Source organism: Desulfofundulus sp. TPOSR, from assembly GCF_011393055.1.
GTDB classification, from domain to species: domain Bacteria; phylum Bacillota; class Desulfotomaculia; order Desulfotomaculales; family Desulfovirgulaceae; genus Desulfofundulus; species Desulfofundulus kuznetsovii.
Map to the genome: position 1 here is coordinate 516,181 of NZ_JAAOEF010000001.1, position 14,800 is coordinate 530,980.

Consider the following 14,800-nt stretch of genomic DNA (forward strand, 5'->3'; position numbering starts at 1 on the left):
GGCGGTCAGCTTTACGCGCACGGTCACGTCATCTCCCCTGAAAAAGCGAAAGGCACAGGGATGAAACCCGTGCCTTTTGGGAGGACGTGTTGCGCCTCGCTGCCAGGTGCGCCGGGGTTAAAGCCCTTTGCTCACGGAAATTTGCCGCCGGTGGCAAACCTCTTCACTGCAGCTCCCCTGAAACACCTCGTATCAAGTTATTTATTTCACTCTGTGTGCTATTCCGTTTTCTGCCTATATCCAGAGATCTCTTGAAAGCAAAGAAAAAATCCCCTATAACAACCCCAAAAACCGTACGATCTCGCGTGCTACTGGATGGGGAGGCGCGATGTCAAGATGCCAGAATATTGCGCGCTCCAAAAATTCCTTGAAACTGATGCTCGTTGGCCTTTCAAGATCGAGGAGTCTCTTCTCGGCTAACCCCACCAGCACTAGACAAAGAAGCGCCGTGTCGAAGAAAAACGCTGACCAAAGTTTCACTGCTCTTGGTTCATAAACAGGGCCGTTACTTCCGCCCCATAGCCCAACATTGCTTGTAGGGACCCGATTGCCTTCCTCGTCCGTATAGAACGGGCGCCCATGGCTGAATCCACTCAAGCGACCATACAAAAAATCTACCCATCCATCTTTGCCACAGAGTTTATACTCTCCTGTTTCGAAAAAAGAGTAAGGTTCGATCTTGCTAAGCTTTTTACGGATTTCTCTTACCCAGAGCTGCCCTTCCCGAAGGCCATCGGCCCACTGCTGAACCTTGGTAGAGTTTGGGTATGCACGGAAATACGCTCCAGCCAATGTCTCCTCCAAAGCCATCCGCAAAGTAGCAATGGACTGTCGGTAAAAGCCAGTGAGCATCGTGTAAATGGAGGCTTGAAGATCGTCGTACACATCAAGGCAAGCCAGTGCAAGTGCGTCATCCCGAGGGTTCTGTATCAAAGATTGAATGTCAAGCACCATCTCTATCCAATGGCCCGTGAGCTGATTAGCTTTCCGCAAGAGCGTCCCGTGGTGCTCGCTGGTTCGTAAGGAAACATCATCTGTAAGCCACACGAGATCACGCCATGTTTTTTCATCTACCAGGTCACTAGGTTCTGGCTCTTTTTTTGGTCCGATAGCAAACGCCTCGGGAGGTAACTTATACCGCTTGAAGCGGAAGTCCCCTGTAACCATTACAATTCCCCCTTGAAGGCTCTATCCAAAATCGCCTGTTCCAGGCGCTTAAGTTCAACTTCGTTTTCGGCTTGAACGTACTTGAGCGCCGTTACCTGTTGCTGGACCTGATCCAGATAGGCCACGATGTGCTGCTGCTCCTCAAGGGGTGGGAGGGGGATAAATGCTTCCCATAAAGCGTCCATTCTCACTCGTGGCATCCGACTACCACTTGTATTGTGAGTCGCATATACAACAAATAATGGTGAGCGTAAGTATGCCCCCAGATAATCTGGAATTACTTCCTTCATAGGAACCATTGGTACAAACTCGGTAGATGCAATTCCTTCTTTTGAGCAGACAACCACTTTGTTGAGATTTGGGCGAAGCTTAGCATATAAAACATAACCAGTGTGGAAGCGAATACAGGAACTCCTTATCTCTGCGCCAGATACCCAATTTTCTCCTGGTTCAGCCCACTGACCTGCTTCAAGATGCTCCAAACCAATGTAATTAAATAATTTGCCTGGCTCCTTAGAGGGTTGAATAACATCTGATTTGCGAATAACCACTTCCCCCAATTTCACCCACCGCCAGCCGGTGGGCAGGTCCTGGCCTGGGCGGGGAAAAACTTCGGCCAAAACTGCCTGCATCAGGCGCTCGGCGTCTTTTTTGGCCTCGGCCCGCAGGCGGCGCGCCTCACGCACCCGCGCCATCAGGGCTTCTACCTTCGCCACGATGCGCCGCTGCTCGTCCAGGGGTGGGAGAGGTATCAAATATGACTCCAAAAATTCCTGGGGAACCCGTTGTTGGCCAACCCCTCCGCGAAATACTGCTTTCGCTGCTGCTCGGAAACTTTCCTGGCGAACAAGGCACCAAATCCACTCGGCAGAGGTGCCTGGTCGAGGACGCAAAACATGGAACTCTGTCGAACCGAATCCAATACCATCAATCAGGCCACGTGCAATCGTTGCTTTTCCATTCTCCATACAGGGAGTAATTTTTGCGAAGAGCACGTCGCCCTCTTGGAAATATCTATAACCCCTTTGCACTTCGACATAGGGACGGACTTCAAGGCCTATGATAGTTCCCCAGGTTTCATCCACCGCTGCCATTGGAACAAAAGATGTGGGGGTATTGAATTCTCGATTCAAATGTGGACGTCTCGGATTAATTTCACATGTTTCACCCAGCCTCACCCACCGCCAGCCTTCGGGCAACTTGTAAGGACCGTCAGTCATGGCGCTCCCTTCCATTATGGCTGTTGCTCAAAAGTTCATCTAATTCCTCTATAATGCTCAAAATCTCGCGCTCTTTTTCCAACAACCCAGCCACGATTTCCACTGGCGATGGCAGGGTCTCACCTTCCGGGCGGTTCGGGTTGCGGGCGGTGAAGTCGTAGCCGCGACTCTTGACCTCTTCGATGGGCACAATCCAGGAATGCTCCGAAAGACAGGCTTCACGGGTCCCCAGCCCCTTCCGGTAGATGTCCCACTTTTTCCATAGTTGCCGCGCTTCGGCGAAATGTGCATCCTGGATGGGATTGCCCTTGCTGAACTTCTTAAAACCATCGGGCAAGGGTAGCTCGTAGTACCAGACTTCCCTTGTCGGGCCTGGCCGTTCGAAGAAGATCAAAGCCGTCTTGACATCCGAATAAGGAGCAAAGGTGCCCGGTGGAAGGCTTACAATGGTATGTAAGTTAAACTGCTCCAATAGGTCACGTTTCACCTCGGCAAACGCCCCGCCGCGGAAAAGAGTACCCTCGGGTATAACCATGCCGCAGCGGGTACCGTCGCGGGGTTTGAGCTTTTTCATGATGTGCTGGAGAAAGAGTAGTTCCGTTGCATTCGACTGAATGGGAAAGTTCTGCTGGATGTGCCGTCCTTCTGTCCCTCCAAAGGGCGGATTGGTCATCACCACATCGAAGCGTTCGGAAACGTTCCGGATATTCTCTTCCAGGGTGTTCTTGCGCATCACACGTGGCGCGGCCACCCCGTGCAGAACCATATTCATGAGACCTAAAAGCGCCGGGACAGGCTTTTTTTCCTGACCGAAAAAGGTACGTTCTTGCAAGGTGCGGTGATCCTCTATAGTTTTTTCTTTTTGTTTCATCCAAAGGTAAGCCTGGGCAAGGAAACCGCAAGTGCCGCAGGCCGGGTCGTAAACCGTCTCGCCGATTACGGGATCCACCAGTTCAACGATAAAGCGCACCACCGGACGGGGGGTATAGAACTCACCGGCTAGGCGGTTTTCATTTCCCAGCCGCCGCAGTAATTCTTCGTAAACTTGAGAGACAGTAAAGATATCGTCTTGACTGTGAAAGTCAATGCCATTCACGATTTCGAGTACGTCTTTAAGATTGTAGCCCGAAGCACAAACGATAACGTTGCGCTCGGCGAAAATGCTGCGGATGGTTTCCCTCAGAGGGTCGCCACCCAAGGTCTGCAGGTAGGGAATAAGGCGGCCGTGGACAAAGGCAAGGAGATCATCGGCAGGTAAGTCTTTGGTGGCCCAGTTGCGCCAGCGGTACTCTGTATCCAGAACGGGTTTATAGGTACGTCCGGCTAACTGCGCCTGGATTTCCCATTCTTCCTCCTGGGCGTCCAGGAAGCGCAAAAAAAACAACCAAGACAGGTGCTCTATGTACTCCATAATGCCGCCGCAGTTATTGTCGCGGCGCAGGATATCGCAAGCCCGCCAAATTTCATTTGCAAGGGCTTCACGGGTCTGAGGTCCGTTCATGCTTTCACCTCTGTTTCAGGGTATATTCGCTGTTGCATTTCGCTTATGGCCGCACGCAGAGCCTGAGGCGTGCCGAACCAACGGCTGATAGTGAAGGCGCCACCCCACTCCCGGAACGGCGATAAGCTGAACACCTCGGGTTGCAATTCCTCAATGCCACCGACGCGGTATTTCTCCAAAAGCTCCAGGATGACCCGGCGGGCGTTTTCGCCAAAGCCGTAGATGAAAGCCTGCTCGCGGTTGTGGAAGGCTGTCGCCCGCTCGCTGCGGGTGCGGATAAGGGCTCCAAAGGCCAGGTGGGCCAGGAGGTCGAAGGTATCCGCTTCTGATTGGTCCATCACTTCGGCTAGCACTTCGGGGTGGATGCTTTGGCGGCGCAAATCCTCCAGGAAAGCGCGGCGCTTGAGTGGATCCACCCAGATCGCCCGCAAGGTTTGAAAAGTTGGAGCCGTACGGACAATGTGTCGGCGCGTGTAGTCCCGGTACTCGGCTAACGTCAACTGTTGCCCCGTTTCTTCGATGAGGAAGACTGCCTCATCAGCAATGGTGACCTCCAGCCCTGCAACGCGGATCCTGGCAGCACTCTTGCGGGCCGGTTTAAGCGGTACTTCTACGGTAACTGTCTCGTCGGCCAGAGTCTCGACCCGGAGTTCCCGGGAGGCGAAACCTGGCGCGCTGCATATTACAGTAAGGTGGCCAGCAGGCAGATGGGTGAAGTTAAAGGCACCGTTTTCATCGGTGAGAATAGGCCCTTGTTGGGTATTGGGGCCGGTGCGAACCGAAATCCGTGCTCCGACGATGCGTTCCCCCGTTTGGGAGTGGAAGACGTAGCCGGTCAAGATGGCGGTGAATGGCCCAACAGGTGATTGCGGCGGTGGCCCAGCGGGGCGGTCCCATTGGTCGAAAAGGTGTGTGGCCCCGGCGAAGTCAATAATACGGAACCAGTATTTCTCCGTGGCTTGGTCAATACGGCTGCCGCGTCCAATGATTTGCTTAAAGAGAATTGGCGAAGAAAGGGTCTTCATGAAAACGATGTTTTTGCAGGCAGGGACATCTACGCCAGTGGAAAGGAGTTCGGCCGTGGTGGCAACCACCGGCGACTTTTTGTCAGAGTCGGCAAAATCCTCCAGCCAGCGCCGTGCCTGCTCCCCCTCCTCGGAAACGATGGGTACAGCATAGTTGTCCAGTCCGGTCTCCGGCCCAAATTCATCCTGCAGGAGCCGCGCCACCAGCCGGGCATGTTCGGTGTCTACACAGAAAACCATCGTCTTATCCATCGGACCGAAACGGCGCATGAGTTTGGCCAGGTGCTGGACCATAGCGCGAGTACGGTCCGGAAGAGTTATCTCGCGTTCGAACTGGGGTGTGGTATAAACTTCGCGCGGTTCTACTTCTTCGGGAATAAAAACCTCGGCCCCCTGCTCAATAGCATCTTGCAGATGCAAGCCCGTCTTGTCTAACGTGGTGCGGACACGGTGAACTTTATATGTGGCCAGAAAACCGTCCTCAATACCCCGCCCGAGGCTGTACTGGAATGCGGGCGGGCGCCAGGTACCATGTTCGGGATGCTCAGGGTCAACGGCCACCTCTGGCTCTTCGGTACAAAAGTAGGCGTAAGTGTCCACGTTTTCATCCTGCTTGGGTGTAGCCGTCATACCCAGGTGAATAGCACTTCCGAAATGATCGAGGATCTCCCGCCAAGTGCCCCAACCAGAACGGTGACATTCGTCAATGATGACTAGGTCGAAAAAGTTAGCCGGGAAGCGTTCAAATAGCCGCATACCGTGTTCGTCGGGGCTCCACAATGTCTGATAAATCCCGAAGTAGAGATCTCGGTTAAGGTTAGGTGGGTGGCCTTCGATGAGGTAGCGCGGATCGCTGGTACCATCGGCAAAAGGAGAAAAAACGTTATAAGCTTGATCGCGCAAGACCACCCGGTCGGCCAGGAAGAGAACCCGAGCGGGGCGTTCGGGATGGCGCAGTTTCAGCCAACCAGATTTTATAAGTTTCCACACGATCTGGAAGGCGACAAACGTCTTTCCTGTCCCGGTTGCCATGGCCAAAAGTACGCGGCGCTGTCCCCGCATCAGGCGTTTGATGGCTTCCCGGATTGCTACTTCTTGAAAATAGAAAGGGCTACGGCCACAAATGGATTTGGGACAATAAGGATAGAGAAGCGGGTTACCTTCCCACCGTGCGCCCGGGACGTGGTAAGATGCCCGGGCTTCCGCAACCCGTTCTTGTTTCGGCGCCGCCAAACCCGTGTTAAGCTTCCACCTTTGCCAAAGTTCTTCCGGTCGAGGGAAACTGTCTAAAGTCCTACTCGACTTGGTAAAAAAATCATATTCGATAATCTGATGACCGTTGGTGGAGTAGGCAAAAGCCAGGCTCAGATCCATCGCGTATTCTTTGGCCTGCTCAAGCCCTGCTTCAGGTGGTTTACTTTCGGCTTCCGCCTCCACCACGGCAATAGGAAAACTTTCGGAAACGCGGAGGAGGTAATCCACTTTACGTGGTTTGCCGCGGCGAACCCGATCACCGACGAGAATAATACGCCCGCGTGTGTACTGGTGGTCTCGATTGTAGTAAAACTCACGAGTGACTTGCTGATCCGTCCAACCGGCAACTTTGAGTTTAGGTTCGATCAGTCTTGCCCGGGTATCCGCTTCATTCATGCCTTCACCCTCATCCGGCACCTATTCCATATTGTGGGCGGATCCTAGAGGGTACCCCCTAGAATCTGTTTTCAAGAGTTGGGAGAGCCAGCGCGTGTCTAGCCACATGTAACTCCGTTCTCACTTAAACAGCTTTCCCAGCGCCCTGTCCACAGCCTTCCCCGAAACCTTGCACTTGCGTGCTGTCTTTTTCGCCACAGCCTGAAAGCAAAATGAAGTCCTGTGCAAAGTGTGCAAGTTTTATACGGCTTCCCATCCCCCCAAGGTGATACTGAGGGCGGCAGAATTGCCGTACTTGTAGTGTATTTAGGCAACAAACAGGCGGCATTCTTCTTACCGTTCCAATTCCCGGTCACCCCTTAGAATCCGATGTCCCGTTTCAAAATCGTAGTAATGCCAAAGGATCTGGTCAATTAGCCATTTCTTAGGTTTTTTGCGATCTCTACTTGGGCCAATAGTGCTGAATATATTACCCAACTCTTCATGTTTCAATCCTTCAAGCAGCCTTTCCGCCTCTTCCCGGCTAATAGTTTTGAGTTTGAGTTTTTCTATGATGTGGGCTGGATCTTCTCGGAGTGGGGGTTCTTTCTTCTTTTGAGCTGTGCTCGCCGATCCCTCGTCCATTAAATTAGCCAGGGTCTTGAACTGTTGGGCTAAGGTCTCCAAGGTTTTCGATATTTCGATAAGTTGGGCTCTTGCTGTTCTCTTGATTTCACCTTCCATTTTTCTTTCCATAAGATTCTGATCCCCTCCCCTAAGGAGCTGTAAGACGGTCGTAGAATTCTTCAGCCACTTCCGCCATGCGTTGCTCGTAGGCGCGGTCGGCGGCGTAGCCCGATACTGCTATGGGTATTTTTTGCGATAGACCCGGCCTTTCGGCAATTCTTGTCGACCTCGGGATTTTCGTCTTGAACACCTTGTCTCCATACTGCATCTCGATCCTTATCATTGTTGTCTCCTCGGCAACCGTTCCGCGTTCCTGTGAGTATAATCGGTTAAATATTATTCCGACCAATTCCGGGACCCTGAATCTTGCCGCCGACCCGGCCATTCCCAATCTTTCGTTTGCATCGTCGAATATCTTACCGATAGCCCTCTGAATATATGATATTCCGACAGTCGAGAGATACTCTGCAAGCGCGACTATAACATAGCCATCACTAGCAAACAAACCGTTCTGAGTAGCCAGATATAGGTTTGGGGGACAGTCAATGAGCACGTAATCGTAGTCCGACTGGAGGTCCTTCAGGGCATCCCTCAAGAATAACTTCGGCTTTAAATCACCGTGACCGAACCTTGTTGCCAGTTCTAAATCTATGCCGAATAACTCAAGACTCGATGGCAACAAGTCAAAATTTTTAAGCTGCCAGTGGTTTACAGGTGCCTTAACCACTATTTGGGACAGGTCGAACACCTCACCTTTTAGACTGGCTGAAAAAAAATTGTAAAGAGAGCCTTTAGTCTCACAGTGTTCCTTCCAGTCCTTCTCCCTCATTAGATAAAGGGTTGCGTTGGTCTGAGGATCAAGATCTATCAATAGAACCCTTTCATTAAACTTAGACGCAAGGGACGCTCCAATCTCCACGCACAAAGTGGTTTTTCCGACGCCGCCCTTAAAGTTGATAAATGAAATCGTTGTGGCCACTTACATCCCTCCCCGAAAACGAACACCCCAAACTCATTTCCACGAACTATGCCAATGATTGATAAGGCTATCCCGAAAACCAACAATGGGTTTTTTCAGCCCCTTTTATTCCAAGTAGGTACCGCTTCCCGCTTTTCGAACGCCAGTGCTTTTTAATCTTCTTCGGCCCGTGACTGAGCAGAGGGTGACGTCCCTCTGGTGGCCGCTTCGTAAATGGGTGATGCTTCATCCTCCTTACTATTGGCGCCCCCATTTATTTAACCCCAGCAGTCCTCCGGCGTGTATCATACCCGCGAGACAGACATAAAGTGCTCATCGCTCCTGAAGATCCTTCCGTTACTCCCACGCAATCTTCTCCACCGCCGCCTCCAGGTCGGCCCTGCCGGGCCTGGTGTACCTGGCCGTGGTGTTCATGTTTTCATGTCCCGCAAGCATTGCTACTCTATCCAACGCTTCCCCCGCGTCCACCAGCATCTTGCAGAATGTGTGCCTTAACCGGTGCGGTGTCGCCTCCACCCCTGCTAATCGGGCGTACTTCGCCAGGGCCTTCTCCGCCGCCCGCCTGGTCATGGGGCCGCCGTTCCTGCCGGGGAAAAGCCACTCCCCCGAAAGGGTTGCCAGGTACTCACCCAGGGTACGCCTTGCCGTAACGTTCAGGGGCACCTCCCGGTACTTGCCGCCCTTGCCATGTCGCACCACCACGTGGCCGGAACGCTCCCGGATAACCACGTCCTGCACCCGCAGGGAAATTGCTTCGGAAACCCGCAGCCCGGTGTGTAAAAGGAGCGTGACCAGGGCCTGGTCTCTCCTGCTCCCGTACTTCTGGACCGCCCGCACCAGGGCGCCCAGCTCTCTCCTGGAAAGCCACTTCGGGGCCGGTTTCTGCTCCGGCAGCCGCTTCACGCCCTCCGTGGGGTCGGCCTGGACGATACCGGCTTCCTTCGCCCAGGCGAAGAAGCTGCCGATGGCGTCCAGGGCGTTGTTCACCGTGGCCGGTTTCCTGTTCCGGTTCTGCAGGAAGCGCCGGTAGTCGGCCACATCCAGGGGAGTGACCGCCGCCGGGTCAGGTTCGCCGTAGGTCTCTTCCACCCACGCGAAGAACCGGCGCAAGTGGCCTAAATATATGGCCGCCGTACCGGGGGAAAGCCCTCTCGCCAGCAGGCTATTTTTGAAACTGGTCAGTATATCCATTCGACGTTTCCCTCCATTTTCCTTTTGCGAATTGAAATTCCGGCCTTAAATGCTTTCTACAGCCTCCCTTTTGCGTCCTTTTCGGGGCAATTAATTCACAAAAGGTGCATTTTACGAAAAAAGTTAACAACCATTTCTTTGTCGTTTTTTTGTAAATTATGTCGATAAGTTTATTTATAACTGGTAGAGGATTTACAACCATAATGCCGTAAGAAAAACAAAAAAAGTCTTAAGGGAGGTTCGTTGCTATGTGAGAATGTGTATGTCAATCAATAATGTAATAATTGCTTCCAAATATTGTTAAAGATTGCTTAAAGAGAGTATCGCTAATTCCAAACGAGGTGTTAAAAATGCGAAGGATACTAGTTTTCCTAGGAACAATGTTGGGTGTTTTCGTAATTTGCTTGATGTTCGCATGGAAAGCTGAAGCAGCAATTGAAGTTGCAAAGTTCATAGTGGGAGAAAAAAGTTACTATGTTAAAGGCAAGCAATATAATATGGATGTAGCCCCATTTATTGACGCGAATGGTCGTGTACAAGTGCCAGTTCGTTTTCTCGCTTATTCGATTGGAATTCCTGAAAATGGGATAAGTTTTGAGATACCTCCTGGGTATTCAAATGATCAAGGCATGGTAGCTCTTACTAAAGGCAATGTTACTATGCGATTATCAGCAGGGAGCAAGACCTTTGGAGTCGTCGGTGCTTACGGGTGGGGATTAGAAGAAATGGATACTGCTCCAGTTTCGTACAATGGTCGGGTTTTTCTTCCTGCGCGCTATGTGGCTAATGTGTTTGGTTATGAGGTAAAATGGAACGCCCTGGGCAATGCAGTTGAAATTTTGGATTTCAGCAATGATCCTCCTTTATATGAAACTGCGGTTGCTACCCCTACACGCTTAGAGGAAGGAGTTTATAATTATCTAGAAAAACGGCTTACCCCACTCCAACTTAAAGGTGCCCAAGTTGGAGATGGAGCCATCACGGAACTAAACTCCAAGACAAATGAGGTTACGATAGAACTTCAGCGAGCAATTGATCCTTTACTGGTAAATAAAAAAATCACGCTTCAAGTAGACAATGATTCTGTTTTAATAGTAAATAATTACGATATTACAGGTATTATTACCAACATTGCTGATATGTTTGAAACAGGGCAACAAGTAAGCGTCTGGTTTAAAGAAAACCGGATACTTGCAATAGAAAAAGTAGGTGTTATATCATCACCGCGACTATATGGGGAAGTACTGCAAGCGAAACCGGATGAGTTGATCATAAAAATAATCCGATACTATGTCGCTCCAAATGATAAGGTTATTCAAAAAATAGAGGAAAAGCGTTATGGCGTTTACTACAATATTGGTCGACGCATTGTTCTTCGTCCAAGTAAATGGACAACTATACGAAAAGGGGATCAAATTTTATATCCCCCGAATTGGATGGTATCTCCTCCCCCACCAAAATTCTCTTTTGATTTAACTAAAGTTTTTAGACCAGGTATGACCATAAATATTCTAGCTACATTTGGTATTCTTGAGAACATAGATTTTGAATAAGTTACATCAAGGCACAATCCTCAATTAAGTTTATCTCTTTGGTTCTTCGTTGTTATGAGTGGGTAGAACCAGGAAATTATGTACAGGGACTACCCACTCAATATATTTTAGTAGCATTCCTGTAATCAGGAGTAGTGGGGCTTGAGGGAAAGAAAAAATCCTGGTATGGTGTAAATGCCAAAACCCAAAACCACCAATACCAGGAGGGATCAGCGATGTACAATCCCCTTTCCCAGAAGCTTGCCATGATCACACCTGAAACCTTAATTGTGGGTGTAGACGTGGCCAAGCATACCCACTACGCCCAAATGATCAATTTCCGGGGGGAGGGACTGCACAAGCCGTTCCCATTCCAGAATACCATATCCGGCATTGGTGATCTAGTCCAGCAAATCAGGACGGTCCAGTTTAAACACGGCCTGTCTAAAGTTCTGGTGGCCATGGAGCCTACCGGCCATTACTGGCTCCCCTTAGCCTGTGTCTTAAAAACGCAAGGGATTACGGTGGTCCTGGTCAACCCGCACCATGTCAAAAAGGCCAAGGAACTGGACGACAATTCACCAACCAAACGGGATGACAAGGATGCCGGGGTAATTGCCCGCCTGGCCAGGGATGGTCGTTTCTACATCCCGCACATTCCAGCCGGCGTAATAGCGGATATCCGTAATCTCGTCAACTTCCGGGAACGGTTAAACAAAGAACTTCAACAAAGCGAAGCGCGAATCAACACCCTTCTGGACCTGTATTTTCCGGAGTTTCAAGACGTTTTCAAGTCTGTTGAAGGAAAGGCCGCCATGGCTGCCCTGGATAATTTCCCTTTCCCGGCTGACCTCATTGAAAAGCCGGTAGATGAAGTGGCTGCCGTTTTAAGTCAGGCCACTCATAACCGGGTCGGGCTCAAGCATGCTGAGCTCCTAAAGGATAAAGCCAGGACCTCGGTGGGTGTAAGAGATGGCCTTGAAGGCGCCAGGATGGAGCTCCGCTACCAGCTACGCCGGGTCAAGGAAATCCTCAAGGAATGCGAGCTGGTTGAGGCCCGCCTGGCAGAACTGTTGAGGGAAATCCCTTATGCCGGGTACCTGCTCACCATCCCGGGAATGAGCATACTGCAAGTGGCCACCATAGTTTCCGAAGTGGGCGACCTGAACAACTACCGCAATGCCAGGCAGTTAATAAAGCTGGCCGGCCTGAACCTGGTGGAAAACAGTTCAGGCACCCACAAGGGAAGGACCCGCATCAGCAAGCGGGGCAGAGCAAAGCTGCGCTGCGCGCTCTTCCGGGTAGCCCTGGTTTTGGTGGCCAGAACGCAGGAATTTTCGATACTTCACCACTATTACACCACCAGGCCCAACAACCCATTGAAAGGAAAGCAGTCCTTGGTGGCCATTTGCTGCAGGCTTTTGCGCATCATCTTTGCCCTGGCACGTAAGGGAATGGCGTATAACCGGGATTTGGTTTTGCCTGAAAGCCATCCGGCCTTAGTACATGCCGAACCGGTTAGACCAGTGGCAAAAGTAGCCGCTTAGGCCGGTATCCAGGCAACGGCCTGTACCTGCCACGGCTTTCCTTCCGTTCTACCGGGCTGCAGGCGGAAGGTGCTGGCTGCATCATAACATTGTACCGTTATAATGCCCTTGCCACATGGACCTTGACAATCATGCAGCGCGGAGAGCCAAAAATCAAACCATGAGGGTAAGTAGACCCTGTTAGGTAGCACAATGGCCTCCACCCCTGGACAGGTGGGACGAAGGAAAGTCCGGAGCCGGTACGGTTCATTGGTATCCCGGGAGACATGAGAGGGTATATCGCCAGGGTAAAGTGTGGAGAAAAGAGCGCGCGAAAAATTGTCACACAAGCAGCCCTGGTATTTCTGTATACACCACCTTCCAGACAAAGGCATAACTGGGCATCATTATCAGTCATAGCCCTGCTGAAAAATGAAAATGGCTGAAATTGTGAGATTAACGAAGATTTTTCAACCTTATTGAGAGAGGCAACTTATCTCCTTAGTTTTAACCTCCGAAGGCACCCGTTACTTAACACCATTGCAAACAGAGTAGCAAATGCATTACTCCCACGCTATTTTTTCCACCGCCGCCTCCAGGTCGGTCCTGTTGGGCCAACTGCCCATGTTTCTTCAGGGCCTTTTCCGCAGCCCTGGCCGTCAGATCGCTTTTCAATAATTAACTGTATAAGTTAAGCGGTGTCAAAGCCCTTTTTGCTCGGGGCACGCGGCCTTGTCTTAATTTATTGTATCGCCCCTTAACTTTCCTTCAACACCTTCCCCAGACGCAAAGCAAACCAGGCCGGGGTGCGCGGCCCGACCACCAGGGATCGCCGGGCAAAACTCGTCCGGGTCACCAGCCGTCCGAAGGGGGCAAGACCAGCCCGGTCAGCCTGCACCCCGAATACTAGTGTTGGGTACTAGTATTACCCTGACACCCGATAAAAACCCTGTCGAACCATGCCAGCACTCTTTCGTCCGGCGGCCCCGGGCTGGCCAGGTAGCTGTCCGCGTCCGGGCGTATCCCGGTCACCCGCCAGGCGGCCCAGTAGGCGAAGTCCTCCGCGAACCACTCCCCGGCCCGCTCCCCCCAGGGCAGGGCCGCCTGGGAAACGCCGTTGAGCGGCCTGTCCTGCGGGTAGCCGCGCAGGGCCAGGTATTCCCGCCGCAGGGCGGCCTTTTCCCCCGTGCCGCCCGGCCACCAGTAGCCCGCCGTGCCCAGCACCCTGTCCGCCAGGTGGTGGCCCAGCTCGTGGAGGAACGTCTGGTCGGCGGCGTTTATCCACAGCCCGGCCAGGACCACCGCCCCCTCCCGGTAGACCCCTGCCACGACGCGCGGGCTTTCCGGGTCCCGCTCCTGGCCGAGCAGCGCCAGGGTATAGGCGGGCAGGGCGTACACCTCCAGCCCGCGCAGGGTTTCCGGGTCCAGGCCCGCTCCGACCAGCGCCCCCAGCAGGGCGTCCAGTCTCCCCGCCAGGCCGGGGGACCACGCTTCGGCGTCCCCGTCGGGGGTCCACGTGCCGGCCGGTACCGTGGTGAGGGAGCCGTCCGGGAGGCGGACCACGGCGGTATCCGGGGTTATGTCACCGGCCCCGGCCAGGGCGTCCGACCAGGTGTAAATGGTCGGGCCGTAGACGGATTTAACTACCGAAGCCTCACCCCGGCCCACCGGAGTGAGCATGACCGCGGCGGCCAGGAGCAGGGCGAACAGTGCGGTTTTCCGCACGGCGCGTCACCTCCCTCCTGAAACAAAAAAAGCCGGGCCTTCAGCCCGACACAGGAGGGGTTGGGCCGGGGTACGCCCCGCCCGGCTATCTTCCCGCCAGGGCCGCATCCGCGCGGCAAGACGTTCGAGCGGGTGCACTGTCATTGCTTCTCTTTGCGCCTTTTCTCCCGCCGAATGATTTTTGCGCATTCGGGACAATATCTCTGCCGGTTGCTGACGGCTTCGATAGGGTTGCCGCAGCGTTCGCACTTACTCCCCGCGCGTCCCACCGGGTCAAACGGGACCTGAGACTTGTTGGGGTCCCCTACAATAACGCCGGTCTCCCACGGGAACGGCCTGTCGTATTTCCGGCGGCTCTTCTCCACGGCGCGGACAAATTTGTCCAGCGCGTCATCGGACCACAGGCCGTTGAACTGCCGCACGTAGAAGTCCCGCTCGGAAATGCCGCACCCCATACACCGGGCGTACCCCAAACGGCTGTCCAGGCCGAAAGGTTTTTCCTCCCCACAGTAAGGGCACCAGGCCAGGGCCTTCTGCAAAGCCAGGGAAAAACCTTCAGGCGGTCTAATCACCGGCGTTTTCACGGATAACCACCCCCTTGCTATTTATCGTAATATC

The 14,800-nt window shown here is 52.7% G+C and carries 11 protein-coding genes; 2 read left to right on the plus strand and 9 right to left on the minus strand.

Going from position 1 to position 14,800, the window contains the following annotated elements; all coding sequences use genetic code 11:
* Nucleotides 1-273: 273 nt before the first annotated feature.
* The 7 genes from G7K71_RS02640 to G7K71_RS02670 all read right to left on the minus strand — a co-directional run bounded on the left by G7K71_RS02640 (nt 274) and on the right by G7K71_RS02670 (nt 9,399).
* Nucleotides 274-1,167 carry a hypothetical protein gene (locus G7K71_RS02640; protein WP_166343251.1) on the minus strand — a complete coding sequence of 298 codons (894 nt, stop codon included), beginning with the start codon at nt 1,165-1,167 and terminating at the stop codon, nt 274-276.
* Nucleotides 1,167-2,387: a restriction endonuclease subunit S gene (locus G7K71_RS02645; RefSeq protein WP_166343253.1), complete on the minus strand. Its 1,221-nt coding sequence runs from the start codon at nt 2,385-2,387 to the stop codon at nt 1,167-1,169. Before G7K71_RS02645 ends, G7K71_RS02640 begins: the two co-directional genes overlap by 1 nt.
* Nucleotides 2,380-3,888, minus strand: a complete 1,509-nt coding sequence (locus G7K71_RS02650; RefSeq protein WP_166343254.1) for a type I restriction-modification system subunit M — start codon at nt 3,886-3,888, stop codon at nt 2,380-2,382. Before G7K71_RS02650 ends, G7K71_RS02645 begins: the two co-directional genes overlap by 8 nt.
* The gene (locus tag G7K71_RS02655; RefSeq protein ID WP_166343256.1) at nt 3,885-6,563 is read right to left on the minus strand and encodes a DEAD/DEAH box helicase family protein; all 2,679 of its coding nucleotides are present in this window, start codon (nt 6,561-6,563) and stop codon (nt 3,885-3,887) included. The genes G7K71_RS02650 and G7K71_RS02655 overlap by 4 nt, the downstream gene beginning before the upstream one ends.
* A gap of 333 nt (nt 6,564-6,896) precedes the next feature.
* Entirely contained in the window at nt 6,897-7,298 is a 402-nt protein-coding gene (locus tag G7K71_RS02660; RefSeq protein WP_166343258.1) for a hypothetical protein, read from the minus strand.
* Between the two features lie 19 nt (nt 7,299-7,317).
* Nucleotides 7,318-8,208 carry an AAA family ATPase gene (locus G7K71_RS02665; RefSeq protein WP_166343260.1) on the minus strand — a complete coding sequence of 297 codons (891 nt, stop codon included), beginning with the start codon at nt 8,206-8,208 and terminating at the stop codon, nt 7,318-7,320.
* Between the two features lie 336 nt (nt 8,209-8,544).
* Nucleotides 8,545-9,399, minus strand: coding sequence for a tyrosine-type recombinase/integrase (locus G7K71_RS02670; RefSeq protein ID WP_166343262.1), 855 nt, complete (start codon nt 9,397-9,399; stop codon nt 8,545-8,547).
* A 350-nt stretch (nt 9,400-9,749) separates the two neighbouring features.
* Between G7K71_RS02670 and G7K71_RS02675 the strand changes: the two genes are divergently transcribed.
* Nucleotides 9,750-10,952 carry a stalk domain-containing protein gene (locus tag G7K71_RS02675; protein WP_166343264.1) on the plus strand — a complete coding sequence of 401 codons (1,203 nt, stop codon included), beginning with the start codon at nt 9,750-9,752 and terminating at the stop codon, nt 10,950-10,952.
* Nucleotides 10,953-11,167: 215 nt separating this feature from the next.
* Nucleotides 11,168-12,478 (plus strand): IS110 family transposase, encoded by a 1,311-nt coding sequence (locus G7K71_RS02680; protein ID WP_166343266.1) that lies wholly within the window; start codon nt 11,168-11,170, stop codon nt 12,476-12,478.
* An 885-nt stretch (nt 12,479-13,363) separates the two neighbouring features.
* On the opposite strand, the gene G7K71_RS02685 is transcribed toward G7K71_RS02680, so the two are convergent.
* Both G7K71_RS02685 and G7K71_RS02690 read right to left on the minus strand, forming a co-directional pair.
* Nucleotides 13,364-14,182 carry a hypothetical protein gene (locus G7K71_RS02685; RefSeq protein ID WP_166343268.1) on the minus strand — a complete coding sequence of 273 codons (819 nt, stop codon included), beginning with the start codon at nt 14,180-14,182 and terminating at the stop codon, nt 13,364-13,366.
* 140 nt (nt 14,183-14,322) lie between these two features.
* Nucleotides 14,323-14,766 carry a zinc finger domain-containing protein gene (locus G7K71_RS02690; protein ID WP_166343270.1) on the minus strand — a complete coding sequence of 148 codons (444 nt, stop codon included), beginning with the start codon at nt 14,764-14,766 and terminating at the stop codon, nt 14,323-14,325.
* Nucleotides 14,767-14,800: the final 34 nt, after the last annotated feature.

Bases quoted from the DNA above. Each gene is read 5' to 3' on its own strand.
- G7K71_RS02640 (WP_166343251.1), bottom strand. From the start codon at position 1,167: ATGGTTACAGGGGACTTCCGCTTCAAGCGGTATAAGTTACCTCCCGAG.
- G7K71_RS02645 (WP_166343253.1), bottom strand. From the start codon at position 2,387: ATGACTGACGGTCCTTACAAGTTGCCCGAAGGCTGGCGGTGGGTGAGG.
- G7K71_RS02650 (WP_166343254.1), bottom strand. From the start codon at position 3,888: ATGAACGGACCTCAGACCCGTGAAGCCCTTGCAAATGAAATTTGGCGG.
- G7K71_RS02655 (WP_166343256.1), bottom strand. From the start codon at position 6,563: ATGAATGAAGCGGATACCCGGGCAAGACTGATCGAACCTAAACTCAAA.
- G7K71_RS02660 (WP_166343258.1), bottom strand. From the start codon at position 7,298: ATGGAAAGAAAAATGGAAGGTGAAATCAAGAGAACAGCAAGAGCCCAA.
- G7K71_RS02670 (WP_166343262.1), bottom strand. From the start codon at position 9,399: ATGGATATACTGACCAGTTTCAAAAATAGCCTGCTGGCGAGAGGGCTT.
- G7K71_RS02675 (WP_166343264.1), top strand. From the start codon at position 9,750: ATGCGAAGGATACTAGTTTTCCTAGGAACAATGTTGGGTGTTTTCGTA.
- G7K71_RS02680 (WP_166343266.1), top strand. From the start codon at position 11,168: ATGTACAATCCCCTTTCCCAGAAGCTTGCCATGATCACACCTGAAACC.